At 37.0% G+C, this 25,818-nt stretch carries 29 protein-coding genes, 1 pseudogene and 1 riboswitch; of the genes and pseudogenes, 26 read left to right on the forward strand and 4 right to left on the reverse strand.

What is annotated here, in order from left to right; translation table 11 throughout:
- Nucleotides 1–18: 18 nt before the first annotated feature.
- Nucleotides 19–798: a YqhG family protein gene (locus MHH64_RS13545; RefSeq protein ID WP_340001912.1), complete on the reverse strand. Its 780-nt coding sequence runs from the start codon at nucleotides 796–798 to the stop codon at nucleotides 19–21.
- Entirely contained in the window at nucleotides 785–2,452 is a 1,668-nt protein-coding gene (locus tag MHH64_RS13550; RefSeq protein WP_340001913.1) for an SNF2-related protein, read from the reverse strand. The genes MHH64_RS13545 and MHH64_RS13550 overlap by 14 nt, the downstream gene beginning before the upstream one ends.
- Nucleotides 2,453–2,589: 137 nt before the next feature.
- A riboswitch (glycine riboswitch) is annotated at nucleotides 2,590–2,677 on the forward strand.
- A gap of 178 nt (nucleotides 2,678–2,855) precedes the next feature.
- Between MHH64_RS13550 and gcvT the strand changes: the two genes are divergently transcribed.
- From gcvT to gcvPB, 3 genes are read left to right on the forward strand one after another with little or no spacing between them, the layout of a single operon-like run.
- Nucleotides 2,856–3,971 (forward strand): glycine cleavage system aminomethyltransferase GcvT, encoded by a 1,116-nt coding sequence (gene gcvT, locus MHH64_RS13555; protein WP_340001914.1) that lies wholly within the window; start codon nucleotides 2,856–2,858, stop codon nucleotides 3,969–3,971.
- Nucleotides 3,972–3,982: 11 nt separating this feature from the next.
- The gene (gene gcvPA / locus MHH64_RS13560) at nucleotides 3,983–5,332 is read left to right on the forward strand and encodes an aminomethyl-transferring glycine dehydrogenase subunit GcvPA (RefSeq protein WP_303447166.1); all 1,350 of its coding nucleotides are present in this window, start codon (nucleotides 3,983–3,985) and stop codon (nucleotides 5,330–5,332) included.
- On the forward strand, nucleotides 5,325–6,782 hold the full coding sequence (gcvPB, locus tag MHH64_RS13565) for an aminomethyl-transferring glycine dehydrogenase subunit GcvPB (RefSeq protein ID WP_095306980.1): 1,458 nt from the start codon (nucleotides 5,325–5,327) through the stop codon (nucleotides 6,780–6,782). Before gcvPA ends, gcvPB begins: the two co-directional genes overlap by 8 nt.
- A gap of 46 nt (nucleotides 6,783–6,828) precedes the next feature.
- On the opposite strand, the gene MHH64_RS13570 is transcribed toward gcvPB, so the two are convergent.
- Nucleotides 6,829–7,203 carry a rhodanese-like domain-containing protein gene (locus MHH64_RS13570; protein WP_340001915.1) on the reverse strand — a complete coding sequence of 125 codons (375 nt, stop codon included), beginning with the start codon at nucleotides 7,201–7,203 and terminating at the stop codon, nucleotides 6,829–6,831.
- 390 nt (nucleotides 7,204–7,593) lie between these two features.
- Here MHH64_RS13570 and MHH64_RS13575 point away from each other — a divergent pair.
- The 3 genes and pseudogenes from MHH64_RS13575 to MHH64_RS13585 form a co-directional block, all read left to right on the forward strand.
- Nucleotides 7,594–7,818 (forward strand): annotated as a pseudogene (locus tag MHH64_RS13575) (hypothetical protein); the annotation flags it as partial.
- 149 nt (nucleotides 7,819–7,967) lie between these two features.
- On the forward strand, nucleotides 7,968–8,390 hold the full coding sequence (gene mntR, locus MHH64_RS13580; protein WP_095306978.1) for a transcriptional regulator MntR: 423 nt from the start codon (nucleotides 7,968–7,970) through the stop codon (nucleotides 8,388–8,390).
- A 249-nt stretch (nucleotides 8,391–8,639) separates the two neighbouring features.
- Nucleotides 8,640–9,533, forward strand: a complete 894-nt coding sequence (locus MHH64_RS13585) for a patatin-like phospholipase family protein (protein WP_095306977.1) — start codon at nucleotides 8,640–8,642, stop codon at nucleotides 9,531–9,533.
- A gap of 96 nt (nucleotides 9,534–9,629) precedes the next feature.
- Here MHH64_RS13585 and MHH64_RS13590 read toward each other — a convergent pair whose 3' ends face one another.
- On the reverse strand, nucleotides 9,630–10,007 hold the full coding sequence (locus tag MHH64_RS13590) for an SA1362 family protein (RefSeq protein WP_095306976.1): 378 nt from the start codon (nucleotides 10,005–10,007) through the stop codon (nucleotides 9,630–9,632).
- 277 nt (nucleotides 10,008–10,284) lie between these two features.
- Here MHH64_RS13590 and MHH64_RS13595 point away from each other — a divergent pair, with 277 nt between their 5' ends.
- The 20 genes from MHH64_RS13595 to MHH64_RS13690 all read left to right on the forward strand — a co-directional run bounded on the left by MHH64_RS13595 (nucleotide 10,285) and on the right by MHH64_RS13690 (nucleotide 25,730).
- A complete protein-coding gene (locus MHH64_RS13595; RefSeq protein WP_095306974.1) occupies nucleotides 10,285–10,794 on the forward strand; it encodes a YqhR family membrane protein in 510 nt (169 codons plus the stop codon).
- Between the two features lie 383 nt (nucleotides 10,795–11,177).
- On the forward strand, nucleotides 11,178–12,239 hold the full coding sequence (locus MHH64_RS13600) for a Xaa-Pro peptidase family protein (protein WP_095306973.1): 1,062 nt from the start codon (nucleotides 11,178–11,180) through the stop codon (nucleotides 12,237–12,239).
- 23 nt (nucleotides 12,240–12,262) lie between these two features.
- Entirely contained in the window at nucleotides 12,263–12,820 is a 558-nt protein-coding gene (gene efp, locus MHH64_RS13605; protein ID WP_095306972.1) for an elongation factor P, read from the forward strand.
- A 218-nt stretch (nucleotides 12,821–13,038) separates the two neighbouring features.
- A complete protein-coding gene (gene spoIIIAA / locus MHH64_RS13610; RefSeq protein ID WP_095306970.1) occupies nucleotides 13,039–14,016 on the forward strand; it encodes a stage III sporulation protein AA in 978 nt (325 codons plus the stop codon).
- On the forward strand, nucleotides 13,961–14,473 hold the full coding sequence (spoIIIAB, locus tag MHH64_RS13615; protein ID WP_095306969.1) for a stage III sporulation protein SpoIIIAB: 513 nt from the start codon (nucleotides 13,961–13,963) through the stop codon (nucleotides 14,471–14,473). Before spoIIIAA ends, spoIIIAB begins: the two co-directional genes overlap by 56 nt.
- 22 nt (nucleotides 14,474–14,495) lie before the next feature.
- Complete coding sequence (gene spoIIIAC, locus MHH64_RS13620) at nucleotides 14,496–14,696, forward strand: stage III sporulation protein AC (RefSeq protein WP_095306968.1); 201 nt, start codon at nucleotides 14,496–14,498, stop codon at nucleotides 14,694–14,696.
- Between the two features lie 12 nt (nucleotides 14,697–14,708).
- Nucleotides 14,709–15,101 (forward strand): stage III sporulation protein AD, encoded by a 393-nt coding sequence (spoIIIAD, locus tag MHH64_RS13625; protein ID WP_095306966.1) that lies wholly within the window; start codon nucleotides 14,709–14,711, stop codon nucleotides 15,099–15,101.
- A gap of 36 nt (nucleotides 15,102–15,137) precedes the next feature.
- Nucleotides 15,138–16,316 (forward strand): stage III sporulation protein AE, encoded by a 1,179-nt coding sequence (gene spoIIIAE / locus MHH64_RS13630; protein WP_118889642.1) that lies wholly within the window; start codon nucleotides 15,138–15,140, stop codon nucleotides 16,314–16,316.
- A gap of 11 nt (nucleotides 16,317–16,327) precedes the next feature.
- Nucleotides 16,328–16,957: a stage III sporulation protein AF gene (gene spoIIIAF, locus MHH64_RS13635; RefSeq protein WP_095306964.1), complete on the forward strand. Its 630-nt coding sequence runs from the start codon at nucleotides 16,328–16,330 to the stop codon at nucleotides 16,955–16,957.
- Nucleotides 16,954–17,568, forward strand: coding sequence for a stage III sporulation protein AG (gene spoIIIAG, locus MHH64_RS13640; protein WP_095306963.1), 615 nt, complete (start codon nucleotides 16,954–16,956; stop codon nucleotides 17,566–17,568). The genes spoIIIAF and spoIIIAG overlap by 4 nt, the downstream gene beginning before the upstream one ends.
- A 12-nt stretch (nucleotides 17,569–17,580) precedes the next feature.
- Complete coding sequence (locus tag MHH64_RS13645) at nucleotides 17,581–18,147, forward strand: SpoIIIAH-like family protein (RefSeq protein WP_095306961.1); 567 nt, start codon at nucleotides 17,581–17,583, stop codon at nucleotides 18,145–18,147.
- 378 nt (nucleotides 18,148–18,525) lie between these two features.
- On the forward strand, nucleotides 18,526–19,011 hold the full coding sequence (accB, locus tag MHH64_RS13650) for an acetyl-CoA carboxylase biotin carboxyl carrier protein (protein ID WP_095306960.1): 486 nt from the start codon (nucleotides 18,526–18,528) through the stop codon (nucleotides 19,009–19,011).
- A gap of 13 nt (nucleotides 19,012–19,024) precedes the next feature.
- A complete protein-coding gene (gene accC, locus MHH64_RS13655) occupies nucleotides 19,025–20,383 on the forward strand; it encodes an acetyl-CoA carboxylase biotin carboxylase subunit (RefSeq protein ID WP_095306959.1) in 1,359 nt (452 codons plus the stop codon).
- Between the two features lie 27 nt (nucleotides 20,384–20,410).
- On the forward strand, nucleotides 20,411–20,806 hold the full coding sequence (locus tag MHH64_RS13660) for an Asp23/Gls24 family envelope stress response protein (RefSeq protein ID WP_095306958.1): 396 nt from the start codon (nucleotides 20,411–20,413) through the stop codon (nucleotides 20,804–20,806).
- A 255-nt stretch (nucleotides 20,807–21,061) separates the two neighbouring features.
- Nucleotides 21,062–21,442 carry a transcription antitermination factor NusB gene (nusB, locus tag MHH64_RS13665; protein ID WP_095306957.1) on the forward strand — a complete coding sequence of 127 codons (381 nt, stop codon included), beginning with the start codon at nucleotides 21,062–21,064 and terminating at the stop codon, nucleotides 21,440–21,442.
- Nucleotides 21,443–21,458: 16 nt separating this feature from the next.
- On the forward strand, nucleotides 21,459–22,319 hold the full coding sequence (gene folD / locus MHH64_RS13670; RefSeq protein ID WP_118889640.1) for a bifunctional methylenetetrahydrofolate dehydrogenase/methenyltetrahydrofolate cyclohydrolase FolD: 861 nt from the start codon (nucleotides 21,459–21,461) through the stop codon (nucleotides 22,317–22,319).
- Nucleotides 22,309–23,664: an exodeoxyribonuclease VII large subunit gene (gene xseA / locus MHH64_RS13675; protein WP_095306954.1), complete on the forward strand. Its 1,356-nt coding sequence runs from the start codon at nucleotides 22,309–22,311 to the stop codon at nucleotides 23,662–23,664. The genes folD and xseA overlap by 11 nt, the downstream gene beginning before the upstream one ends.
- Nucleotides 23,654–23,884: an exodeoxyribonuclease VII small subunit gene (locus tag MHH64_RS13680; RefSeq protein WP_095306953.1), complete on the forward strand. Its 231-nt coding sequence runs from the start codon at nucleotides 23,654–23,656 to the stop codon at nucleotides 23,882–23,884. The genes xseA and MHH64_RS13680 overlap by 11 nt, the downstream gene beginning before the upstream one ends.
- A 3-nt stretch (nucleotides 23,885–23,887) precedes the next feature.
- Nucleotides 23,888–24,772, forward strand: a complete 885-nt coding sequence (locus tag MHH64_RS13685) for a polyprenyl synthetase family protein (protein WP_095306952.1) — start codon at nucleotides 23,888–23,890, stop codon at nucleotides 24,770–24,772.
- Between the two features lie 136 nt (nucleotides 24,773–24,908).
- Nucleotides 24,909–25,730 carry a TlyA family RNA methyltransferase gene (locus MHH64_RS13690; RefSeq protein WP_095306951.1) on the forward strand — a complete coding sequence of 274 codons (822 nt, stop codon included), beginning with the start codon at nucleotides 24,909–24,911 and terminating at the stop codon, nucleotides 25,728–25,730.
- The last annotated feature ends 88 nt before the right edge of the window (nucleotides 25,731–25,818 follow it).

Consider the following 25,818-nt stretch of genomic DNA (forward strand, 5'->3'; position numbering starts at 1 on the left):
GCACAAGTGATTTTACTATTATAATGCATGTTGTTCGAGATACACGATACCTCCATTGATTACGTCCAATGTTACCTTTGGATGATAACGTTTTGTTAATTCGTCTTGTTCTTTTTTCATCTGTTCACTTTCTAAGTCGTCCTGATAAAAATGCTGTAACGTTTGAATTTCTTCCTGTAACAATTCTAAAGATTTCTTAGCCCACGTATGTTCTTGCTCTTCAATATAGTTTGACAGAACAGTTTCCATTCGTAAGTAACCACTTTTTATTTTAATCATTGGAGACAATGTAAAGCAATAATCAGAAATTGTTGTTTGTAATGAAAACTTCCTTAACAGATTCATCATATCTAACTTCATCATGCCGTTAACTAAATGTAAACCGATAGAAATGATTTCATCCTTTTTATGCTGCCCTTGATAACTAATTTTAAAGTTTACAACTAGCCATGGATGTAAGGGCGTCTTTTCGGTTGCATGAATTAATTGAAATAGCTTTGTAAATTTTTCCTTTTCTTTTAAATGATTCATAATTTGCTGGAGGCGAGGACTGCCAAAGTGAATCCAGTCTCCTTTTGCATCCCGTTGTTTTGGATTTGTAATTAGCGTAAGTTGCATTGGATCGCCGGTACGGCCAATTTTTTTAATGTAGTGCCAGTAAAATGGTCGGTTCATCAATTCACGATCCATCTGTTCATTTAATTGTATTTGTATCACACCATCATGATTGGAAATAATTTCGCAATCCTTAGCAGTAAAGTAATCTGTCAAAAATTCATTTAAATTAGTAATTGCCATAAAGTCTCTCCTCCGTTTCCGCTGTAGAATCATTTTTTGCACCTTGAATAATGGAAGAAAGGTTATTTAGTTTAATTCGTACCTCCCCTGCGGAGGTGGATTCATTATAGATAGACTCCATCTCTGACTCGATACTTGAAATGTTCAGCTCAGCTAAAATATCATCTAGGTTGCCAATTACCTTTTCAAATAGGTTTATCTTTTCGTATAAAAGTGTCAGAATATGTTCTTCTATCGTGTTGCGAATAACAAGATTATAGATGTGTACATCCTTTTCCTGTCCGAAACGGTGGATACGTCCAATCCTCTGTTCAAGCCGCATTGGATTCCATGGTAGATCGTAATTAATTAGGTGGCTGCAAAATTGAAGGTTAATTCCTTCACCTCCAGCCTCAGTAGCAATCAAAACCTGCGCATGATCTTTAAACAGTTGTTTCATCCAGTCCTTTTTACCACGTTTAAATCCACCTCGGAAGGGGACCGATGAGATACCATGTTGCTGTAAATACCATTGTAAGAAATATTGTGTTGCTCGATACTCTGTAAAAATAATAACTTTTTCATCACCTATTGATTTAATTAGCTCTACTGCTTTTTCAGCTTTTATGTGGTGAGGCAGCTCCTCAATTTTGCTAAGTAACGGTTTTAATACAGCTGCATTATTTTCATGCTCACTAATTTTAGATAATGACATATAACAAGCTTCTCGTGATGAACATATCTCACGGAGGTACGTAATTTTCGAAAAAGTGGAGAACGCGATTGTAGTATTGACAAGATCGTCATATACTTCGCGTGCTTTATCAGGAAAATCAATCCATAAGGTCTCAATCTTCCGTTTAGATTCAGTGAGTTTTGTTGCTTTTCTCGTATTTCGAATCATTACTTTTTGAATCAATTGTTTTAAATAAGGATCTTGTTCCAGCTTACTTCGATCCTTACCATATTTTTCGATAAAGGAATCACAATTTCCTAGATGACCAGGTCGAAGTATTGTAATTAAATTAAATATCTCAATTAATCGGTTTTGTACAGGTGTAGCTGTTAAAAGCAAGCAGTACTTCTTTTTAATTGCACGTACAAATTGATAGTTTTTTGTTTTATGATTTTTAAGCTTATGCGCTTCATCAATCAGAATAAAATCATATTCCGTGTCAATTATTTCTTCCCGGTTAGGAGAACGCTTTGCTGTATCAAGGGAGGAAATAATAATCGGATTTTCTTTCCAACTATAATTCTTCCGATGTGCAACTGCTGGTATATAAAACTTTTCATTCAATTCCTTCACCCATTGGTTAACAAGCGATGCAGGAACGAGAATAAGTGCATTTTTTACTAATCCCCGAATCATGTATTCTTTTAAAATAAGACCTGCTTCAATTGTTTTTCCTAATCCGACCTCATCTGCTAATATTGCACGACCATTCATCTTTTCAATTGCTTGTTCAGCAACATCGGTTTGGTGATCTAAAAAGTTAACATGTGGAAGATATTCTAATGCACGTAACCCATTAAAAGAAGGTGAACTTGTTGTTAACTCAGCTTGAAATGCCATCGAAAAGAGTTCCCAATTGGAGAAAGGACCCTCTTTGCTAATGGCTGTTTCTAAAGCATTGATAAAGGCTGAATCTTTTTGTAGTTCAATAGAATCCATATGTTGAACACACATCCTATTATTAAAATTTGGATTTCACTATAATTTTGCTTTTTGATATGTTATAATTCAAAGTGAAATAGAGTTCCTTACATTCTGATACATAGTATAACCAAATATAAATTTTTCATTAGCGGATGATTACAAGGGGAGAGCTTACATTATGTAACGCCGAAGGAGCAAGTTAAGAGCGAATCTCTCAGGCAAAAAGACTCTTGTAGGACGCAACTCTGGAGAGTGTTTACTTAGAATTAGTAAACCACCCACGAAGCAAATACTTATACAGTCATCCAACATTCGTATAAGTATGCAACTTTCTGGTTTAAGGACAGAGATTTCTTCGGTAAGGAAGGAATCTCTATTTTTATGCACTTTTTCAACAAAATTAGGAGGAGTGGATGGTATGAGCAAGTTGAAACGAACACCTATTTTTTCGGAATATGGAAAATACGGGGCGAAAACAATTGATTTTGGGGGCTGGGATTTACCAGTACAATTTACTGGGATCAAACAGGAACACGAAGCAACCAGAACAAAAGCAGGGCTATTTGATGTGTCACATATGGGGGAAATTGCTGTAAAGGGCCCTAAAAGCTTAGAATTTCTGCAATACGTTATGACAAATGATGTGACCAAGCTCGTGCCAAACCGAGCACAATACACGATTATGTGCTATGAAAACGGGGGAACAGTCGATGATCTAATTATTTATATGCTTGCAGAAAATGATTATTTGTTAGTGGTGAATGCAGCGAATACAGAAAAAGATTATGAGTGGCTGCTCCAGCATAACACATACAGCGAAAAGGAAGTAACGATTACCAATACCTCAGCTGATTATGTTCAATTTGCATTACAGGGACCGAATTCAGAGGAAATATTGCAGCAGCTTGCAAAAACCAATCTATCCGAGATCAAGTTTTTCCGCTTCGATGCAAATGTTCCGCTGGAAAATTCAGAACATACTGCAATTGTTTCGCGTACTGGCTATACTGGTGAAGATGGATTTGAAATCTATATTGACAAATCAGAAGGTCCTGCTTTGTGGAATCGGCTGCTTGAGGCAGGAAAAGACAAAGGGCTCGAGCCAATTGGACTTGGCGCGCGTGATACACTTCGTTTCGAAGCAGGTCTTGCATTGTATGGTCAGGAATTATCAAAGGATATCAGCCCAATTGAAGCGGGGCTTTCGTTTGCTGTAAAAGTGAACAAAGAAGCAGATTTTATAGGGAAATCTGTACTAAAAGAGCAAGTGGAAAATGGAACGACAAGAAAATTAGTTGGAATTGAAATGATCGATAAAGGCATTCCACGGCATGGATATACGGTATTGAAGGATGATCAAGTGATTGGGTTTGTAACATCTGGTACACAATCCCCAACTTTTAACAAAAATATTGGATTAGCACTTATTGATTCCGAGTTTGCAAATGAAGGTACAGAATTAGAAGTCCAAGTTCGAAAACGCAAATTAAAAGCAATTATTGTAAAGACACCATTTTATAAACGAGATAAATAGGGGGCATCGTAATGGAATTTCGTTATTTACCTATGACTGAAACCGATAAAGAAGAAATGCTGCAAACAATCGGAGTTTCAACCACAGATGAGCTTTTTTCAGACATTCCAAGTAGTGTACGCTTTCAAGGAGAATTGAACTTAAAAAAGCCAGCAAATGAATACGAATTAAAAAAAGAACTAACTGAAATGGCAAATAAAAATGCTAGTTTAAAACAATATACTTCGTTCCTTGGAGCTGGTGTGTACGATCATTTTATTCCATCTGTTGTTGACCATGTTATTTCCAGATCGGAATTTTATACAGCATATACACCATATCAACCGGAAATCTCCCAAGGTGAGCTGCAAGCAATTTTTGAGTTTCAAACGATGATTTCTGAATTAACTGGAATGCCTGTTGCCAACTCTTCGATGTATGATGGCGGAACCTCTTTAGCAGAAGCGGTTAATTTAAGTGCAGCACAAACGAAACGGAGAAAAGTGCTTGTTTCTCAAGCTGTGCACCCGGAGTCACGTGCTGTTATTGAGACATACGCAAGAGGACAGAATGTTGAAATCGTGGAAATCGGATTAAAGAATGGTTTAACGGACCTTGATCATTTAGAACAAGAGTTGGATGATACGATTGCTGGTGTTGTGATACAATACCCGAACTTCTTCGGTCAAATTGAACCGTTACAAAAGGTGGAGGAATTAATTAAGCAACAAAAGAAAACCATGTTTATCGTTTCCAGTAATCCATTGGCTCTTGGATACTTAACACCGCCCGGAGAATTCGGTGCAGATATCGTTGTTGGTGATACGCAAGTATTCGGGATTGCTGGACAATTCGGTGGACCTCACTGTGGTTATTTTGCAACGACCGAAAAACTAATGCGTAAAGTTCCAGGGCGTTTAGTGGGACAAACAAAGGATGAAGATGGTGTACGAGGCTTTGTATTAACATTACAGGCAAGGGAACAGCATATCCGTCGTGATAAGGCTACTTCTAATATTTGTTCAAATCAGGCATTAAATGCACTTGCAAGTTCAGTTGCAATGAGCTCAATAGGTAAACATGGATTGCGGAAAATGGCAGCTTTGAACATGCAAAAAACACGATATGCAATTGAACAATGTAAAGCAGCTGGTTTAGAAATCGTATATGAACATCCAAGCTTTAATGAATTTGTTGTAAAGCTTTCTAATTCCGTACCAGCTATAAATGATAAGCTGTTTGAAAAAGGAATTATTGGCGGATACGATTTGGAACGCAATTATCCTGAATTAACAGGGCATATGTTAATTGCTGTAACAGAAATTCGTACAAAAGAAGATATTGATACGTTTGTAAAAGAATTGGGGGATATCAATGGCTAATCAAGAGTTTCCATTAATATTTGAACGTAGCAAGGAAGGAAGAACAAGCTATAGCCTGCCGAATTTAGATGTTCCAGAAATTGATCTTAATGCTGAATTGGATGACGTATACGTAAGAAAGACTCCACCAGAGTTACCAGAGGTAAGTGAGCTGGAAATCATGCGCCATTACACTGGGCTTTCTAATCGAAATTATGGAGTGGACTCTGGATTCTATCCACTAGGATCCTGTACGATGAAATATAATCCGAAAATCAACGAAGATGTTGCACGCTTGGAAGGATTTAGCCATATCCATCCATACCAAGATCCCAAAACGGTTCAAGGTGCAATGGAAATGCTTTATGATTTGCAAACGGCTTTAAAAGAAATTACAGGGATGCATGAAGTTTCTTTACAATCCGCTGCAGGTGCTCATGGTGAATGGACTGCATTAATGATGATTCGCGCGTTTCATGAAGCAAATGGCGATTTTGGGAGAACAAAAGTGATTGTGCCGGATTCTGCACATGGCACAAATCCGGCATCAGCAGCAGTTGCTGGTTTTGAAGCAGTAACCGTAAAAACAAATGAAAAAGGACTTGTAGATTTAGAAGACTTAAAACGTGTTGTTGGTAATGATACCGCTGCACTCATGCTGACAAATCCAAATACACTTGGATTATTTGAAACAGAAATTATGGAAATGGCAGAAATTGTTCATGCTGCAGGCGGGAAATTATATTATGATGGCGCAAATTTAAACGCAATTATGGGTTATACACGTCCAGGAGATATGGGCTTTGATGCAGTGCATTTAAATCTTCATAAAACCTTTACAGGTCCCCATGGCGGCGGCGGACCAGGTTCTGGACCTGTTGGTGTATCGAAAGAGCTCGAACCTTTTCTTCCTAAACCGATTATTACGAAAAAAGAGGATGAATATGTGTTCGAATATGATAGACCTCAATCAATCGGTCGTGTTAAGCCATACTACGGAAACTTTGGAATTAATCTCAGAGCTTATACGTATATCCGAACAATGGGAGCAGAAGGTTTGAAAAAAGTAAGTGAATATGCGGTATTAAATGCGAATTATATGATGCGGAAATTGGAGAAGGCATATGAATTACCATATAACCAGCATTGTAAGCACGAATTTGTATTGTCAGGAAGCAGACAAAAGAAGCTTGGGGTACGTACTCTTGATATTGCAAAGCGACTATTAGACTTTAATTACCATCCACCAACCATTTACTTCCCATTGAATGTAGAGGAGGGCTTGATGATTGAGCCTACAGAGACTGAATCGAAGGAAACATTAGATGGTTTTATCGATGCAATGCTTCGAATTGCTGAGGAAGTAGAGAATAATCCTGAAGTCGTACAGGAAGCACCACATAATACAATTGTAAAACGAATGGATGAAACTACCGCAGCAAGAAAGCCTATTTTACGATATTATAAATAAAAAATAAGCCTTGAGGTAACTTTTAAACCTCAAGGCTAAATTTTTATTAATTTTTCGTTTTAATTTTACCGGTCCATTTCTTGAAACCGCCTTTTAAATGATAAATATCCTGATAGCCTTTTTTGTGTAGTAGCTGTGCCGCACGAGCAGAACGTGTACCGCTTTGACAATAAAGGTACACAGGCTTATCTTTTCGCATTTCTACTAAACGTTGACGCATTTGACTTACAGGAATATTTCTTGCTCCAAGAATATGACCTCTCTCAAATTCCTGAGGCTCTCGCACATCTACTAATTGAGCTTTCCGATATCCTTCCCGGAATTGATCTTCCGTTAATACCTTCAAGTAATTACGTTGTCTATAATAGCGGAATAAACCAACAGCAAGCAAGACAACTACGGCAATAATTAAAAACTCCATTTTACTTCCCCCGTCTGTCCAAAAAATGTTCATTATCTATTTTATTATATGGGTAGACGTGGTATATTTCAAAGTTTTTCTCTTTCCTATAAGAAAAGTTCACGATTTGCAGTTGCTTTATAGCTGATTTTTCATTTTAAATTACTAATTTCCGTGCCTGACAAAGAATACAACTATCAATAAAGCAGCTTATGGGGAACTCAACGGGCATTAGAACCTAAAGCATAGTGATAGTGCCTAGAAGATAATAGGTGAACATATGAAAGAATTATGGGCTTCCGATAGTCTATCTAGACAACGAATGATTGTGGGTCTAAAAAGGAGTGAAATAAAAAAGGGATATATCAAAACTCCAAGAGAAAAAAGAACGTGCGAAGAATGCATGGAAGAGAAGCAGAAGAAAACACCGTTGGTGAACAAACAGAGTTGTTCACAGATACCGAAAAACCTAAAGTTGTGTTAATGGATACAATCCAAGAGCTAGAATGAATCATTGTTACGATTGGTTCCGAAATCGGTGACACCTGTCCAGTTTGTCGAACGGATAGTGTAGAGGAGATTGGTGGTTGTAATACTTGTACAAGCTGTGGAGCACAGCTGAAATGTGGTCTTTAACTATAAGAAGAAGAGTCCCCGTAGCTCTTCTATTGTTTTTTACCGTCTAAAATAATATAACTTGTGTTAATTTGTCTTTTCCTGTATCCTCAAAGTAGAGAAACAGTTTTGCCCTAAACAAAAAATATTCTTGAAACGAGGAGATCTACATGCCTACTCCAAGTATGGAAGATTATATCGAACAAATATATAACTTAATTGAAACAAAAGGATATGCCCGTGTATCCGATATTGCAGAAGCATTAGAAGTACATCCATCTTCCGTGACAAAAATGGTACAAAAATTAGATAAAGACGAATACTTAAACTATGAAAAATATAGAGGATTTGTACTGACTGCAAAAGGAAAAAAAATTGGAAAGCGTTTAGTGTTTAGACACGAGCTTCTGGAAGAGTTTTTAGAAATCATCGGGGTAGAGAAAGATAATATTTACAATGATGTAGAAGGTATTGAGCATCATTTAAGCTGGAATTCAATCGATCGAATTGGCGATCTTGTCAACTATTTTAAAACAGATTCTGCAAGACAGGAAGAATTAAAAAAAGTCCAAGCGGAGAGTGTAAAAGAATAAGCATAAAAAACCATACAGCTCACGTGGATCTGTATGGTTTTTTCATGAATTAAAAGATTGGCCGAGTTTATTCTTCGGTGATTATGAGTCGCTCTAACATGTTCACAGTTCTCACGCTCCACGACAATTTTATCGACATTGTTCTATTCTTAGCGCTTTGCTTATATATATAAAGAGATTACCCTTTCATTTCGCTTACGAAGGTAGTTAAGCACACATCATGAAAAATGAGCGCGGGGGAGAGAGTGGATGAAGATTGATGCAGTTTTTTCTGGTGGCGGAGTTAAAGCATTTGCTTATATTGGTGTACTAGAGAGTCTGAAAGAACATCAACTTCAAGTAGTACGAGTGGCCGGAACTTCTGCGGGGGCTATTGTTGGGGCATTGGTAGCTGCAGGTTATGAAATAAACGAAATTGAAGAGCTTATACATGAACTTGATCTAACTGAATTTATCGACCCACCACTTTTAACAAGGCTGCTGCCATTTACGAAGTGGTTTTTCTTGTATAGTCAGCTGGGGATTAATAAAGGTAACAAACTGGAAAGTTGGCTAGAAGAACTTTTAGCAAGAAAGAATATTCGCACCTTTCACGATATAAAAGAAGGTTACTTTAAAGTTGTTGTCAGTGATCTTTCTTTAGGAAAGCTTATTGTCATACCCGACGATTTGGAACGCGTGTACGGAATTGAAGCAAATTATTTCCCAGTAGCAAAAGCTGTTCGAATGAGTGCAGGATTTCCCTTTTTCTTTATGCCAAAAAAGATGCCTGGATTGTACAAAAAGAAAAGCATAATGGTGGACGGTGGACTTTTAAGCAACTTTCCATTATGGATCTTTGATAATGGAGACAATACAAAGAAGAGGCCAATATTAGGAATTAAATTGACAGATGCAACTGAAAAGGGGATTGGACCAAGAGATATTAAAAATGCCCTGGATATGTATCAAGCATTATTCTCTACAATGAAGCAAGCACATGATGCCAGGTATATATCAAAAAATGATCAAAAGAACATTCTATTTGTTCCTGTTGCACATACAGGAGCAGTTAACTTTCATATTTCACAGGAAGTGAAGCAAGAATTAATCCAAAGCGGGAAAGAGAATGCTGATCAATTTTTAAAACGGTGGTCAACTTAAACATCGCTCATTGTCAAGCAGTCCTTTTGTCAGCTTCAATCTAAAGTGGAGAAATCCCTTTCAATATTAAAGAACGTCTAAAATAAAGAAGACCGGCTATAAAGAAGCTCGGTCTTTTCGTTTTGTTTTATTACCTTCAATTACTTTTAAATGTGTAGCACGTTTTGTTCGTTTTTTCTTTTGTGCTACAACGGGCTTCGTCTGTTTAGGAGCGGCATTGTATGAAGTTTGCTTGTATTTGGATTTAGATTGCTTTACTGCCTTCTTATACTTTTTCATATCATCGGAATTAGAAGGGGTTCTCTTGTTCAGCACAAAGTAATATAGCAGAGCGAAAACAGCCACCCCAATACCAAACATAATTAAAATGTTTGTTAGAAAGTTAATTGTATTTCCGAAAAGCTGTGAAATTAAACCGATAACTGCTAAGCCAATAATAATGTAAACAACAATAGAAAATTTACTACGGCCCATAAAAACTCCTCCTTCCACAGTCTTGTAATATAATAATAGTCTTTTACTATGTTATATACCACTAAAGCGCAAGTTTATATCCGTTTTTTGTAAATTAAATAAAAATAAGTTTTCTATTAGAAATTGTTTCCTAATTTGTACAAAAATATTCAGTACAGGATTTGTTTATCTTAATTCTATTTTACCCGAAAATACTGTTAACAACTAGCCTAATGTTTTAATACAATGATTTGTTTGCAAATGATTGGTAATAATAAAATCTGGAGGTGTCACAACAATGAATACAGAAAAACAATCACATAACACGAATTCTGAAGAACAGTTTTCAATATTGCCTAAGTCCTTATTCACCGGATTGGTGGGAGGTATAGCTTTAGGTTTTGCGTGGATCATCTTATATTATTTTAATTTTAGTGAAATATCACCTAAATCTTTTATTCTAAAGTCATGGACTAATGCAAATTGGGTTGACACATGGTTTGGAACACTTCTAACAATTATAATAATTGGACTGCTGTCCATTGTTACAGCTTTGATTTATCATGGAATATTTAAAAAAATATATTCGATGTGGATGGGAGTTGTATATGGAATCATTGTGTGGGGTTTTATCTTTGTCCTAATGCCGCCAATTTTTACGAATGTACCAAACATCACGGATATTACGTTTGATACAATCTTATCGACCGCAAGTTTATTTATCCTTTATGGAACTTTTGTAGGTTTTTCCATTTCATATGAATATTATGATATGCGAGTACAAATAAGAAAACGATCTGAAGAATAGCTCTATATTAATATAGCAGTAAAAATACTCAAATGAATTGATTTATGTTAGACTAATTGTACAAAAATAACAAATTGTATCCGTTAAAGTGCGTGTTCAAAAAGGAGGATGAAAAGGACCGAGCAGGTCGAGGCGGCGTAGCTTTGAGCAGACGATCTTGCACGCAGGAAAAGTGATTTTCTTTTCCAAGGAGCGGGAGCGTATGCAGTTAATACGTGAGCAGCGGAAAAGCAAGCCAACGAGCTTCCACAGGATGTAGTGCTTGACTTCGACGTTCGACACAGGATGTGTCGGTACTTAGTCGAAGGTCTACTGATCTCGATTTGTGTCATTTTCACCGGACTTTTTGAATAACCTCTTAAACGATTGAGGGGGAAAAACTGATGGAAAAACTGAATAAGCTGCGAGAAGCATTGGAAAAAAATAAGCTTGATGCAATTTTAATTTCTAGTCCAATCAACCGAAGATATGTGACCGGATTTACTGGCACAGCAGGTATTGCGTTGGTATCACGTGACGACGCCAGATTCATAACTGATTTTCGCTATACAGAACAAGCAAATGAACAAGCTAAGCACTTTAACATAATTGAGCATAAACAGTTAATTGAAGGGGAAATTTCAGATCAATTAAAACAAATGCAAATTAAACGGCTTGGTTTTGAAAAGGATTATGTGACATTCACTAAATATGAAAACTATCAGAAAAGCTTTGATGTGGAACTAATCCCGGTTAGTGGGTTAGTTGAAGAGCTGCGTTTAATTAAAACGAATGAAGAGTTAAATACGATGAAAAAGGCAGCTAAAATTGCAGACGATGCGTTTGTTCATATCCAAAAATTTATTAAACCGGGTGTTAAAGAAATCGACATTTCAAATGAACTCGAATTTTATATGCGCAAACTTGGTGCAACATCATCAAGTTTTGATACAATTGTTGCATCTGGATATCGTTCAGCACTGCCACATGGTGTTGCATCGAGTAAAGAGATTCAATCAGGTGAACTAGTTACACTAGATTACGGTGCATTATATGAAGGTTATTGCTCGGATATCACGAGAACTGTTGCAGTTGGTGAAATTTCAAGCGAATTACGTGAAATATATGATATAGTATTAGAGGCAAATCTTCGTGGAGTAAATGGGATTAAACCGGGAATAACAGGTAAAGAAGCAGATGCCTTAACGAGGGATTTCATTACAGAAAAAGGCTATGGCGATAATTTTGGACATTCTACAGGACATGGCCTAGGTTTAGAAGTTCACGAGGGCCCAGGATTATCGTATCGCTCGGATAAAGTTTTGGAAAAAGGTATGGTAGTTACAGTTGAACCTGGAATTTATGTGCCGGGACTTGGTGGCTGCAGAATCGAGGACGATATTGTACTAACAGAATCTGGAAACGAAAGACTAACCTTTGCTTCAAAAGAATTGATACAGCTGTAGGGATACATAAAGGAGGAAATGAAATGATTTCAGTTAATGATTTTAAAACAGGTTTGACAATTGAAGTGGACAATGGCATCTGGCAGGTATTAGAGTTTCAACACGTAAAGCCAGGAAAAGGTGCTGCATTTGTACGCTCTAAACTACGTAATTTAAGAAACGGGAATATTCAAGAAAAAACATTCCGTGGTGGAGAAAAAGTTGGTAAGGCGCATATTGAAAATAAAAAAATGCAATACTTATATGCATCTGGTGATGCTCATGCCTTTATGGACACAAACACATATGAGCAAATTGAACTGCAGACAAGTCAAATTGAAGAACAATTAAAATTTATGAAAGAAAACATGGAAGTACATGTAATCAGTTATGAAGGTGAAGTACTTGGGGTCGATCTTCCAAACAACGTTGAGTTGGAAGTAATTGAAACGGAACCAGGAATTAAGGGTGATACTGCAAGTGGAGGTTCAAAACCAGCTAAGTTAGAAACTGGTCACTCGGTTCAAGTACCATTTTTCATAAACCAAGGTGATGTTTTAGTTATTAATACATCCGATGGGAAATATGTATCAAGAGCTTAGTTGTATTATAATTCTATAAAAGCTGTGTTACAGAGGAAATTAATTTTCTCTGTAACACAGCTTTTTGCGTTATTAGAAAATAGAAATGCATATTTGATCATTAACACTACAACATTTTCTAATTTTTTATTTGTACGATGGAGCAGCGAAGGTCATAAATTATCTATTCCTACATACATTTACTATAAAGCAGCTTCAAAACAAAGCGAGGAATAATCATGGACGAGATTATGCGTTTGTTTCCAAATGACATGGGACAAGCTATACAATTTAAAGTTCAAAACAGGTGGCAAATGCTACAGGAAATCCGTGTTCGTTTAAACCGCCCTATTGAGTTAATATTTGATGACACGACAGAATGGGTGAAAAACCTTATCCCTCAGACGAAAGAGGCAACATTTTTAATCAATCAGCTTAGTCAATTTTCATTATATCGGTTAGAGGATGAGTTGCGAGAGGGTTATATCACTATAGAAGGAGGGCATCGGATTGGAATCGCTGGAAAGGTGACAACAACGGGAAGCAGTGTAAAAGCAATACAGAATATTACGTTCTTTAATATCCGTATTGCTAAAGAAAAACCCGGCGTTGCCTTACCTATTATCCCATATATATACAATGGCGACTATTTTAATACTTTAATCATCGGTCCTCCACAGACAGGTAAAACAACATTAATTCGAGATTTAACCCGGTTGATTTCCAATGGCTCGAAACAGACTAATCCGAAGAAGGTTGGCGTTGTTGATGAACGCTCTGAAATAGGTGCCTCAATTAAAGGAATTCCGCAGCACAATTTAGGACTTCGTACAGATGTTATGGATGCATGTCCAAAAGCTGATGGAATGATGATGCTCGTTCGCTCCATGTCACCAGATGTGATGGTAGTAGATGAAATTGGCAATCAACAAGATATTGATGCGTTGATGGAAGCGGTTAATACAGGGGTTACTGTAATTTGCTCCATACACGGCAGAAGTATCAGCGAACTGAAAAGACGCCCCTCTTTAGAACCGATTTTCAATCAACATATTTTCGATCGATATATTGTGCTAAAAAGAGATACAAGCCCTGGTCGTATTAGCCTTGTGCTCGACCATAATGAAAATAATTTGCTTCAAAAAACAAGGGGTGTGACAAATGAAGTGGATTGGAGCACTGCTTTTAATCGGAACAGCCACCTTGGCAGGATTTGAATGGAGCTCTAGGTTGACCAAACGGCCAAAGCATATTCGCGAATTGAAAAGCGCATTACAAATTCTCGAGGCTGAAATTATATATAGCCAAGTGGCTTTGTTTGATGCATTCTTATCCGTTTCTAGAAAAATACCAAATCCATTGCGAGGATTTTTTGCTTCTCTAGGGAAAGAAATGCAAGGTGAAGCAGTTGATTTCTTTACAGTTTGGGAAAGGCAAGTTGAAGTCTTAATTAAAAAGTCAAGTATGCACGAAACGGAAAAAGAAATATTAAAGCAATTCGGTCGAACCCTTGGTCAGCATGATATGAGTCAACAGCAAAAGCATATACAACTGACCATAGTTCACTTAGATAGAGAACTAGAGGAAGCCATTGATAACGACCGCAAATACGGAAAAGTTGCAAAAAGCTTAGGTATATTAAGTGGGGCTTTTATTGTGTTGTTACTCATTTGAAATGAAAGGAAGGAGCATTTTTATGTTCACAGATGCATCCATTCTCTTCCAGATAGCTGGAATAGGAATAATCGTAGCATTGATTCATACGATTTTAAAGCAAATGGGTAAAGAAGAGATTGCTCAATTTGCCACGCTGCTTGGGTTTATCATTGTACTTGTTATTGTAATCAATGGCCTTTCTGATTTGTTTCAGCAAATTAAATCGGTATTTTTGTTTTAGGAGCTAAATGGCATGGATATCTTGCAGATTGCTATATTAGGAGTAGTGGCTAGCATTTTATATATCGTTTTAAAAGATATTAATAAGTCCTTTGCCTTTTTCCTTATTCTGATTACAGGAATTATTATTTTTCTGGCAGTCATTCATCAAATCAGTGTTATTTTCCAGACAATTCAAACTTTAGGTCAGAAGGCAAATATCGAAGGTCTTTACTTGGAAACAATCTTAAAAATTATTGGGATCGCTTATATTGCAGAGCTAGGTGCGAATTTAACTAAAGACGCAGGGCTTGGTTCTGTTGCTCATTATATAGAGCTTTCCGGGAAGATTTTTATCTTATTGCTTGCAGTACCAATTATAACCGCAGTTATTGAAGCGATTATTAGCTTTTTACCATCTGTATAATTATTCATTACTGCTTGAAGGGAGCAAACGGGGTGAATGAAATCATATAACCTAATAATCCTAATTCTACTCACAATTATTTTTTTCTTTAGTGGACAGGCTACTGTTTCTGCTGCTACAGATAATGACATTCATTTTGATGAAAGCATCCTTCAAGAGATCTCCCTTGATGGTGTTGGAAGCTATTGGGACCAACTAGTTGAGGAGTATGGCGGTTATTTACCTGAGATTGAAAAAACGAGTATTTATGAATTTGTTAAAAATCAAGATTCCTTTTCACTAAAAAATACGATCGTTGCATTTCTCGAGTACTTATTCCATGAACTAATTGCAAACGGAAAGCTATTAGGAACTTTATTAATGCTCACCCTGTTTTCTGTTATTTTACAAACGATGCACAGCGCTTTTGAACGAAACGCAGTTAGTAAAATTGCGTATTTTGTCATCTATCTTGTACTTATTTTTATTGCCCTGAACAGCTTCTATGTTGCTGTATCTTATACGCAAGAAGCAATTGAAATGATGAAGGGATTCATGATTGCTTTACTCCCGCTTATGTTAGGGATGATGGCGAGTTTTGGGAATGTGATAGCCGTTTCTTTCTTTCATCCAATAATCATTTTCCTAATTAATTTCAGTGGAATTTTAGTTTCTACGTTCATTCTGCCATTACTGTTTCTTTCAGCAATGCTTTTAATAGTTAGCAGCTTAAGTGAAAATTATAAAGTGACACACCTGGCAAATCTATTTAAAACAGTTGGACTTGGAGCCCTCGGCATATTTTTAACCATTTTTTTAGGGGTCATTTCTGTTCAGGGTACAGCATCTGCTATTCAGGATGGTTTAGCAATGAAAACAGCTAAGTTTGTTACGGGTAATTTTATTCCTGTTGTTGGAAGAACATTTACAGATGCGGCTGACACAATATTAAGTGCTTCACTCGTATTAAAAAATGCTGTTGGTATGGCCGGACTGCTGGTCATATTGTTAATAGTACTCTTTCCCGCATTAAAAATAGCTGCGGTTGCATTGATATATAAGATAGCTGCGGCTGCTCTACAGCCAATTGGAGGTGGTCCAGTTATTACAGCTTTAAATACGATTAGTAATTACATTTTATATATTCTTGCATGCTTACTAGCAGTATCTCTAATGTTCTTATTGGCTATTGTGATTATCGTTTCTGCAAGTAATATAACTATTTTGCTGAGATAAGGTGATGTTCGATGGATGTAATTATACAATGGGTAACTCAGATTATTTTATTTGTCATTCTTGCTGCAATTATCGATTTACTGATTCCAGTAGACGCGATGAAAAAGTATGTCAAATTAGCAGTAGGACTCATATTAATTCTTATCCTTTTAAAGCCCGTATTCTACTTATTTGATGCAGATATTGAACAAGCTGTCGAAACATCTATTGACCAGCTAGATCAAGCTTATACGCAAGATGAAAATATAGAAAATCAAATAGAATTTCAAAAAAAAGAGATACAAAACAGTCAACATGCATATATTTTAGAACAGATGACTGTCCAACTGAAAAATATAGCTGAGGACCCCTTAAAGGAGGAATTCCAAGTGGAGATTACAAGCATCGATTTTACATTTGAAGAAGTGGAAAATCTGTCCTTTGAGGATTTAGTAGAAGTCATTGTTTATATAAAGGAATTAGAGAACGAGGAGGGAGCGGTGGATACAGTTGAAGAAATAGTCATTGATTCTCAGCATAACGATCAAGATAGTGAAGGGGAAAAAGAAGAAGTTGGAACAGAAATAGCAACACTGCTAATGGATGAATGGGAGTTAACAGATAAGAAAGTATCTATTTATTGGGAGGGAGGGACATCATGAAAAATTTCTTTCGACCAAAAAAAACGGAGGGAGGTAAGCCTCCATCGAAGAAAATCGGATACCTTATCATCTTAGGATTGACAGGGGTATTTCTAATTATCGTCAGTAATATTTTTTCATCAGAGGACGAGCCTGAACTTAACCTTCAGCCTCAAGGAGAAACGCAGAACATAGCAAAAGCCGATGATGGGGCAGAAATGTCTTCTTCAGATATAAGTCATGTAGAAGAAAGTTTAGGACAAGAATTAGCTGGAATGCTTAATAAAATTCAAAGTGTAACAGAAGCAGAGGTTATGGTTAATCTGAATGCAACGAGTGAGCAAGTTTACGAAAAGAACACCACGAAAGGTCAGCAAATTACTGATGAATCTGACCGGAATGGTGGTACAAGGAAGATTGAAGATAATACAGAAGACAGTCAAGTGGTAACAATACGAAAAGGTGATCAAGAGATGCCGTTATTAGTTCAAACAAAGCAACCAGAGGTTAGGGGGGTGTTTGTAGTAGCAAAAGGAGCTGATCAGCCCTCCGTCAAAAATCAAATTGTTGAAGCAGTTTCGCGTGTTCTTGATGTTCCAACCCATAAAATTTCTGTGATGCCAAAAAACTAGGAGGAAGATAGTATGTTAAAAAAACAAACGGTATGGCTATTGACTATGTTAAGTTTAATGATTGTGCTTAGTGTCTATTATATGCTTTCCCCAAATGGTGATGATTTAGCATATATAGAGGACGGACAACCAGCTAGCGAGAAAGCTTCTACGACAGCTGGAACAGGAGATACAGAAGATGCAGAAAATGCAGAAGTTGACGACATTACAAACCTTGGCCAAGATGAATTATTTGCAACAATTCGTATGGAAGTACAAGACGACCGCAGCAAGAAAATAAGTCGACTTACAGATGTAGTTGCATCCGCTAGCGCTAATGCAGAAGAAAAAGAACAAGCACTCAATGAAATCGATGTATTAGAAAATCTAGATGCAAAAGAAGCGATTCTTGAAGAACAAATTGTTGGTGCAACTGGCTATGAAGATGTACTTGTTCGCTCCGAAGCAGAAAAAGTGCATGTACATGTTAAAGTCGAAGAGTTAACAAATACAGAAGTTGTAAACATCATGCAAATGGTACGTGATGAATTTGGAGAGGATGTAAAAACGGAAGTAAACTTTCAACCAACAGGTAAATAGAAAATAATTAGCAATTCATAATAAAAGACCAATTCAATTATGCTTTCATAACTTATAAATCCAGACGTAACCAAGGGTCTGGATTTCTTTATTTTGATTTTAGAATTTTTTAGCGGGAAATAATCAGCACTGTATTTGTCTCCAACAATAGAACAAAAGCACGGCTATTAACACTTCTTTCAATTCGCATTGCTCCAGCAATACTGCTATAATTAAAAGTGCAGTAGCTTTTAAATTGTACTTAAATTTAACCAAAGCTTGATGTTTTACAATGTTTTATCGTAAAATGTTAGGAGGAATTATTAGTACCTAATATTAAATACTTGATATTGTACAAATAATGAGTAAACGATCTTGAAAATAAGAGGAGTGCGAGACATGTTAAAAGTACAAGAATTACGTGAGATTATTAAACTAATCGATCAATCTTCCATTACGGAATTTACTTATGAAGTAGAAGGTGCAAGTGTATCACTGAAGAAGGCAGGTAACGAAAACGCAGCGATTGTTTCAGAGGCTGGCGTACAACAGGCTAAACCTGCACAAGAAAAACCTCAAGCAGCAGTAGTAAATGAGCAACCGGCTAATTCTGAAGAACAACCAGCTTCAGCAAACGCGGTAAATTATGATCATGAAATTGTATCACCAATGGTTGGAACATTTTATGCTGCTTCTTCCCCAGAAAACGATCCATTTGTTACAAGAGGAAGTTCTGTAGAAACAAATACAGTCGTATGTATTGTAGAAGCAATGAAATTATTTAATGAGATTGAGGCGGAAATCTCGGGTGAAATCGTAGAAGTACTTGTTGAAAATGGTGAGCTAGTTGAGTACGGTCAGCCATTATTCAGAGTGAAGAAGTAAGGAGATGTCGCAATTGATTAAGAAGGTTTTAATTGCTAACAGAGGAGAGATTGCAGTTCGCATTATCCGAGCTTGTAAAGAACTCGATATTGAAACGGTTGCGATATACTCTGAAGCAGATAAAGAATCATTACACGTTCAATTAGCAGATGAGGCTTATTGTGTAGGACCAAAACTAAGTAAAGACAGCTATTTGAACTTCACGAATATTATTAGTGTCGCAACCATGACGAATGTAGATGCGATCCACCCTGGCTATGGATTTTTAGCTGAGAATGCTGATTTTGCTGAAATCTGCAGGGAATGTAACATTATCTTTGTTGGCCCATCACCGGAAGCAATTCAGAAAATGGGAATAAAAGATGTTGCAAGAGAAACGATGAAGCGTGCTGATGTGCCAATCGTTCCTGGTTCAGACGGAATAGTTGAAAATGAAGCAGAAGCAAAAGAAGTTGCTGCGGAGATTGGATATCCGGTTATTATTAAAGCTACTGCAGGTGGCGGTGGTAAGGGGATTCGGGTTGCACGTACAGAAGAAGAACTTGTTAAAGGAATCCAAGTAACCCAGAAAGAAGCAGAAACTGCATTTGGCAATCCTGGCGTATATATTGAGAAATTCATCGAAGATTTCCGCCATGTGGAAATTCAGGTTTTAGCCGACACGTATGGCAATACAGTTCACTTAGGTGAAAGAGATTGTTCGATTCAAAGAAGACTACAGAAACTTGTTGAAGAGACCCCATCTCCAGCGCTGACTCCAGAAATACGCAGGAAAATGGGAGAGGCTTCTGTAAACGCAGCTAAAGCTGTTAATTATTTTGGAGCCGGTACAATTGAATTCATTTTTGATCGCAAAAGCCAAGAATTTTACTTTATGGAAATGAACACTCGTATCCAAGTGGAGCATCCTGTTACAGAGATGGTTACAGGTATAGATTTGATTAAAGAACAAATTCGAATTGCCAACGGGGAGAAGCTATCCTTTGAGCAAGCAGACATTGAATTTGATGGCTGGTCGATTGAATGTCGTATAAATGCAGAAAATCCATTTAAAAACTTCATGCCTTCTGCTGGTGAGATTGACATGTATTTACCACCGGGTGGTCTAGGTGTTCGAATTGATTCTGCAGCTTATTCAGGTTATAAAATACCTCCATATTATGATTCCATGATTGCTAAATTAATTACGTATGCTCCTACGAGGGAAGAAGCAATAAAGCGCATGAAACGTGCGTTGGATGAATTTGTTATCGAAGGTGTGCATACAACAATTCCGTTCCATCGTTTGATTATGAGTAATGACGTGTTTATTAATGGGGATTTCAATACGAATTTCCTAGAAGAACATCCAATACTTAAAAACGAAAAGTAATTATTACCAGATTATAGGAGTGATAACATGAGTGAACAACCATTGTTAAATGTAAGTGACAATACTGCTTTAGGGAAAGTAGAGATTGCTCCTGAGGTTATAGAAGTGATTGCTGGGATTGCTGCTACTGAAGTAGACGGCGTTTATGCAATGCGTGGTAATTTCGCTACTGGTGTTGTGGAACGGTTTGGCAAAAAAGCGCATAATAAAGGCATCAAAGTGGAGCTTTTAGATGACGGAGTTTCCATTGATGTGTACGTTATATTAAACTTTGGCGTCTCTATTCCACAAGTTGCCCAGCAACTTCAAACAAATATAAGACAGACGCTGACAAACATGACGGCACTAGAGTTAAAAGAGGTTAATGTTCATGTAGTCGGTGTTCAAATGAATGGTAGAGAAGACGCAGAAGCGCAAGAATAGATGAAAGCATAAAACATGCACAGGCCGAGGCTACGAGGTCTGTGCTTTATTCATTCCTCAAGAAACTATAAATTTTGAAGGCTGTCTATATGTATTTCCTTTATCTTCTGCGCAGGAAAGCTTCGACGAGCTGCCCTCGAAAAATACGGGGGAGCATCGCTAACCAGCGATAGATTCTAGCATTGACTAATCAATCATGTTATTATTTGAAAGAGATATAATAATTTGCGGATGCATAAAAAGGAGTTATAAACGATGAAACGACATACCGCTAGAGAAAAAGCATTTCAACTGCTGTTTCAATTAGATATAAATGACAGTGATCCACAACAGTTGATCCATGAATTTTTAGAGAACGAAGAACCTGATGTTTTTTTAAAAGCATTAGTGGAAGGTGTTATTACTCAAAAATCTGTAATTGATTCGATTATTTCAGAAAATCTTCAGAACTGGACTTTAAATCGTGTTGCTTCTGTAGAGCGAACGATTTTGCGAATCGCTACATATGAATTACGTTATATGGAAGATATACCAAATAACGTTTCGATCAACGAAGCGGTAGAGTTGGGTAATACATATGGTGATGATAAATCAGGTAAATTTATTAATGGGGTTTTATCAAAAATAGTAGGCTAAGAAAGGACGGGGGAGCATGTCAGCAGAAGTTATCAACGGAAGAGAGTTATCTACAGCTTTAAAAGAAGAGATGAAAGTAGAGGTAGAAAAGCTAAAGGAATTCGGACTTACACCACATTTAACAGTTGTTCTAGTAGGAGACAATCCTGCTTCTAAATCGTATGTAAAAGGAAAAGAAAAAGCTGCTGCAGAAACTGGCATTTCATCATCTTTAATTGAATTGCCTGCATCGACTACAGAATCAGCATTGTTGCAATTGATTCAGGAACTAAATGATGATACGACTGTCCATGGTATACTTGTACAGCTTCCACTTCCAGACCAAATCAGAGAAGAGAAAGTAATTGAAGCAATACATCCTGATAAGGATGTCGATGGGTTTCATCCAATTAACATTGGAAAAATGATGACTGGGGAAGATACTTTTCTTCCGTGCACACCATATGGCATCATTACGATGTTAAAATCAAAGAACATTAAAATTGAAGGTAAGCATGCAGTTGTTATTGGTCGAAGCAACATTGTAGGCAAACCGGTAGGACAACTGTTGCTTAATGAAAATGCAACTGTTACTTATTGCCATTCGCGTACAAAGAACCTTCAAGAACTCGCAGCAAATGCTGACATTTTAATCGCTGCTATTGGAAAAGCCCATGCAATTACTGCAGAATATATTAAAGATGGGGCTGTCGTAATTGATGTGGGGATCAATCGCTTAGAAAATGGATCTTTAACTGGGGATGTCGATTTTGAAAGCGCAAAGGAGAAAGCATCCTATATTACACCAGTTCCAAGAGGTGTTGGTCCAATGACCATCACAATGTTATTGAAAAACACAATTAAAGCTGCAAAAGGATTGTCCAAAATTGAAGGATAAATATTTGACAGTCACTGCACTGACAAAATATATGAAGCGTAAAATAGATATGGACCCACATCTGCGAAATGTTTGGCTTCGGGGTGAAATTTCAAATTTTAAGCATCATAGCCGTGGTCATATGTATATGACCATTAAGGATGATCAAGCAAAAATACAGGCCGTGATGTTCGCTGGGAATAATCGGAACATGAAATTCCAACCAGAAAATGGCATGAATGTACTGATTAAAGGGGATATCAGTGTATATGAGGCTTACGGGCAATATCAGCTTTATATTGAGCAAATGGAACCTGATGGTATTGGGGCTCTTTATTTAGCTTTCGAACAACTGAAAGAAAAACTACATAAAGAAGGCCTTTTTGATCCGATTCATAAAAAAGGCATACCGACCTTTCCAGAACATATAGGTGTTATTACATCGCCAACTGGCGCTGCTATAAGAGACATTATTACGACAATTAAGCGACGTTACCCAAGTTGCGCAATTACTGTGCTTCCAGTACTTGTTCAAGGTCCAAGCGCAGCAACTTCCATAAAAAATGCGATTGAGACAGCAAACGAAAGAGGACATTTTGACACATTGATTGTTGGGCGGGGTGGCGGCTCGATTGAGGAGTTATGGAGCTTCAATGAAGAAATCGTTGCACGTGCAATTTTTGCATCGAGAGTTCCAGTTATTTCTGCTGTAGGACATGAAACAGATACAACGATAAGTGATTTTGTTTCAGACTTACGCGCGCCAACACCAACAGGTGCGGCAGAGCTTGCAGTCCCATCACAAGTCGAATTAGCAAATCGAATTCATACGCTTCGGAAATTTTTAATTAGAAACATGGAGCGAGAAATAATTAATCATAAGCAATATCTTGCAAGAATTCAACAGTCTTATGCATTTCGTTATCCAGAACAACTGATTAAACAAAAGGAACAGGAATTGGATAATCAACTGGAGCAATTACAACGTAGTATGCGAAAGAAAAATAACGAGCATGAACAAACATTTAGCTATCTGATTAAACGCCTTCAAGCACAGCATCCTAATAAACAAGTAGAGCAGGCACAGTCAAATTTAATTAAAGCGTTAAGGCAGCAACATTATTATATGACTCAAATAATGAAGCAGCATGAAATAAAATTAGCCAATGCTATAGACAAATTGACTTTAGTTAATCCACTAGAGATTATGAAACGCGGATTTGCTTTACCATATTCAACTGAAGGAGAAATGATTAAATCAGTTACGCGGGTAGATAAGAATGATAACATAACGGTTCGCCTGCACGATGGCCAGTTAAATTGCAAAGTTTTAGCGCTAGAGGAGGGATCTACAGATGAAAAATGAAGATATATCTTTTGAAGAAGCGATGGATAAGCTTGAAGCAATTGTTTCTAAGCTAGAGGAAGGGGACGTCCCTTTAGAAAAAGCGATTAATTATTATCAGGATGGAATGAATCTATCGAAAATATGCGGAGATAAACTAAAGCATGTTCAAGAAAAAATGACACAAATTATGAATGAACAAGGTGAATTGGAGCCATTCGATCTACAGGAGGAAGAATAACAAGTGAATGCAAACCTTTCAGAATATATAACGAAGTATAAAGCTATGATTGAAAATGAATTTGATCGCTATCTACGTAATTTAAACATGCATTCGCGATTAAAGGAATCCATGCTTTATTCCTTGGAAGCTGGCGGTAAAAGATTACGACCAATTCTTATGATTGCTAGTTACGAGGCATATGGTCAACAAATAAAGAAGGTTCTTTCTGCAGCTACTGCTTTGGAAATGATACATACGTATTCATTAGTGCACGATGACCTTCCAGCTATGGATGATGATGATTACAGACGAGGTAAACCAACGAATCATAAAATGTTCGATGAGGCAACAGCGATTTTAGCTGGAGATGCACTATTGACGTTTAGCTTCGAGCTTATCGCAAACGATCCTCTTCTTACTGCTGAAGAAAAGGTTAGCTTAATTCAAATGCTAGCTTCATGCAGTGGTCCAACAGGAATGGTTGGTGGACAAATACTTGATATGGAAGCAGAAAACAGGCCAATTTCTATAGAAGAAATGGAACGCATCCATGCATTGAAAACTGGAGAACTTGTTCGATCAGCAATTCTGTCTGGAGCTATGTTAGGTAAGGCAACGGAGGAACAGCTGGAACATTTAACAACATTTGCTTATTATTTAGGGCTCATTTTTCAAGTACAAGATGATATTCTAGATGTGACAGGTGACGAAGAAAAACTCGGAAAGCCGGTCGGCAGTGATGAAGATAATCAAAAAAGTACGTATCCTAAATTACTTGGTATTAAAGGTGCAATGAAACAAAAAGAAGCTTATGTTGAAAAAGCAAAAGAAGCACTGCAAAAAGCTGGGGCAGCAAATTCAGTTTTAATGGATTTAACGGATTATTTCAGTAATAGAGATCATTAAATCAACCTAGAAGGGCGCTACGAATTTATTTTCGTCGTCCTCTATTTAATGCGCACTATAATGGTTAAAATGGGTAATGTTTAAAGTGGTTGTTCAAAAACGAAGACAAAATTGTTACTAGTAAAGGATTTTAAAAATGGCTAAAAAAAGACTGGATGAATTGTTAGTCGAAAAGGAACTAATCGAAAACCTGGACAAGGCTAAGCGTGTTATAATGGCTGGACAAGTTTTTTCAAAGCAGCATCGTTTAGACAAGCCAGGAATGAAGATTGACCCCCATAGCCCTTTAACGATAAAAGGGAAAACGTTGCCTTATGTTGGTCGTGGCGGGCTCAAGTTAGAGAAAGCATTAAGCTATTTTTCTATTGACGCAAAAGATCGTATTTTTATCGATGTTGGCTCTTCTACAGGCGGCTTTACTGATTGTGCGCTGCAGCAGGGAGCTAGATTAAGCTATGCTATTGATGTTGGTTATAATCAGCTTGACTGGAAGCTAAGAAGTGATAAACGTGTTGTTGTTATGGAGCGAACAAACTTTCGTCATGTAACAGCAGATATGTTGAAAAAGGGTGTACCAAACCTGGCATCGATTGATGTTTCATTTATTTCATTAAAGTTAATTTTTCCTGTTCTTAGTGGATTATTAGCAGAAAATAGTGATGTGATTGCATTAATAAAACCACAATTTGAAGCTAAGAAAGAACAAGTAGGAAACAAGGGGATTGTTCGTGATCCACTTGTCCATCAAGATGTTTTAACACAAATTATCGACTTTGCTGAGAATGAAGGTTATCAATTACTTAACTTGACCTACTCCCCAATTACTGGAGGAGAGGGTAATATTGAATTCTTAGCCCATTTAGGTTGGAAAAAAGAGAAGGAAGTTGAGAATTACAAACCAATCTCAATTGATAAAACAGTGGAAAATGCACATCAAATCCTGTATCCTAACAGTTGATAAAAAGATCGAAGTCTCTAGATAATATTGAAGCAATAAATTGAAAAAGTTATTCAGTGAAAGCTCAAGTGACCTATAAAGGAGGTGC

This window comes from Oceanobacillus sp. FSL K6-0127 (assembly GCF_037983385.1).
GTDB lineage: Bacteria > Bacillota > Bacilli > Bacillales > Amphibacillaceae > Oceanobacillus > Oceanobacillus profundus.

Excerpts from the sequence above, each read along its gene's own strand:
- MHH64_RS13690 (WP_095306951.1), top strand. The coding sequence starts at position 24,909 with ATGGCTAAAAAAAGACTGGATGAATTGTTAGTCGAAAAGGAACTAATC.
- spoIIIAF (WP_095306964.1), top strand. The coding sequence starts at position 16,328 with ATGGATGTAATTATACAATGGGTAACTCAGATTATTTTATTTGTCATT.
- folD (WP_118889640.1), top strand. The coding sequence starts at position 21,459 with ATGTCAGCAGAAGTTATCAACGGAAGAGAGTTATCTACAGCTTTAAAA.
- spoIIIAD (WP_095306966.1), top strand. The coding sequence starts at position 14,709 with ATGGATATCTTGCAGATTGCTATATTAGGAGTAGTGGCTAGCATTTTA.
- MHH64_RS13645 (WP_095306961.1), top strand. The coding sequence starts at position 17,581 with ATGTTAAAAAAACAAACGGTATGGCTATTGACTATGTTAAGTTTAATG.
- efp (WP_095306972.1), top strand. The coding sequence starts at position 12,263 with ATGATTTCAGTTAATGATTTTAAAACAGGTTTGACAATTGAAGTGGAC.
- MHH64_RS13545 (WP_340001912.1), bottom strand. The coding sequence starts at position 798 with ATGGCAATTACTAATTTAAATGAATTTTTGACAGATTACTTTACTGCT.
- spoIIIAC (WP_095306968.1), top strand. The coding sequence starts at position 14,496 with ATGTTCACAGATGCATCCATTCTCTTCCAGATAGCTGGAATAGGAATA.
- nusB (WP_095306957.1), top strand. The coding sequence starts at position 21,062 with ATGAAACGACATACCGCTAGAGAAAAAGCATTTCAACTGCTGTTTCAA.
- spoIIIAA (WP_095306970.1), top strand. The coding sequence starts at position 13,039 with ATGGACGAGATTATGCGTTTGTTTCCAAATGACATGGGACAAGCTATA.
- spoIIIAB (WP_095306969.1), top strand. The coding sequence starts at position 13,961 with ATGAAGTGGATTGGAGCACTGCTTTTAATCGGAACAGCCACCTTGGCA.
- spoIIIAG (WP_095306963.1), top strand. The coding sequence starts at position 16,954 with ATGAAAAATTTCTTTCGACCAAAAAAAACGGAGGGAGGTAAGCCTCCA.
- MHH64_RS13550 (WP_340001913.1), bottom strand. The coding sequence starts at position 2,452 with ATGGATTCTATTGAACTACAAAAAGATTCAGCCTTTATCAATGCTTTA.
- MHH64_RS13600 (WP_095306973.1), top strand. The coding sequence starts at position 11,178 with ATGGAAAAACTGAATAAGCTGCGAGAAGCATTGGAAAAAAATAAGCTT.
- MHH64_RS13585 (WP_095306977.1), top strand. The coding sequence starts at position 8,640 with ATGAAGATTGATGCAGTTTTTTCTGGTGGCGGAGTTAAAGCATTTGCT.
- MHH64_RS13590 (WP_095306976.1), bottom strand. The coding sequence starts at position 10,007 with ATGGGCCGTAGTAAATTTTCTATTGTTGTTTACATTATTATTGGCTTA.
- MHH64_RS13595 (WP_095306974.1), top strand. The coding sequence starts at position 10,285 with ATGAATACAGAAAAACAATCACATAACACGAATTCTGAAGAACAGTTT.
- MHH64_RS13570 (WP_340001915.1), bottom strand. The coding sequence starts at position 7,203 with ATGGAGTTTTTAATTATTGCCGTAGTTGTCTTGCTTGCTGTTGGTTTA.
- gcvPA (WP_303447166.1), top strand. The coding sequence starts at position 3,983 with ATGGAATTTCGTTATTTACCTATGACTGAAACCGATAAAGAAGAAATG.
- gcvT (WP_340001914.1), top strand. The coding sequence starts at position 2,856 with ATGAGCAAGTTGAAACGAACACCTATTTTTTCGGAATATGGAAAATAC.
- MHH64_RS13660 (WP_095306958.1), top strand. The coding sequence starts at position 20,411 with ATGAGTGAACAACCATTGTTAAATGTAAGTGACAATACTGCTTTAGGG.
- spoIIIAE (WP_118889642.1), top strand. The coding sequence starts at position 15,138 with ATGAAATCATATAACCTAATAATCCTAATTCTACTCACAATTATTTTT.
- MHH64_RS13680 (WP_095306953.1), top strand. The coding sequence starts at position 23,654 with ATGAAAAATGAAGATATATCTTTTGAAGAAGCGATGGATAAGCTTGAA.
- gcvPB (WP_095306980.1), top strand. The coding sequence starts at position 5,325 with ATGGCTAATCAAGAGTTTCCATTAATATTTGAACGTAGCAAGGAAGGA.
- mntR (WP_095306978.1), top strand. The coding sequence starts at position 7,968 with ATGCCTACTCCAAGTATGGAAGATTATATCGAACAAATATATAACTTA.
- accB (WP_095306960.1), top strand. The coding sequence starts at position 18,526 with ATGTTAAAAGTACAAGAATTACGTGAGATTATTAAACTAATCGATCAA.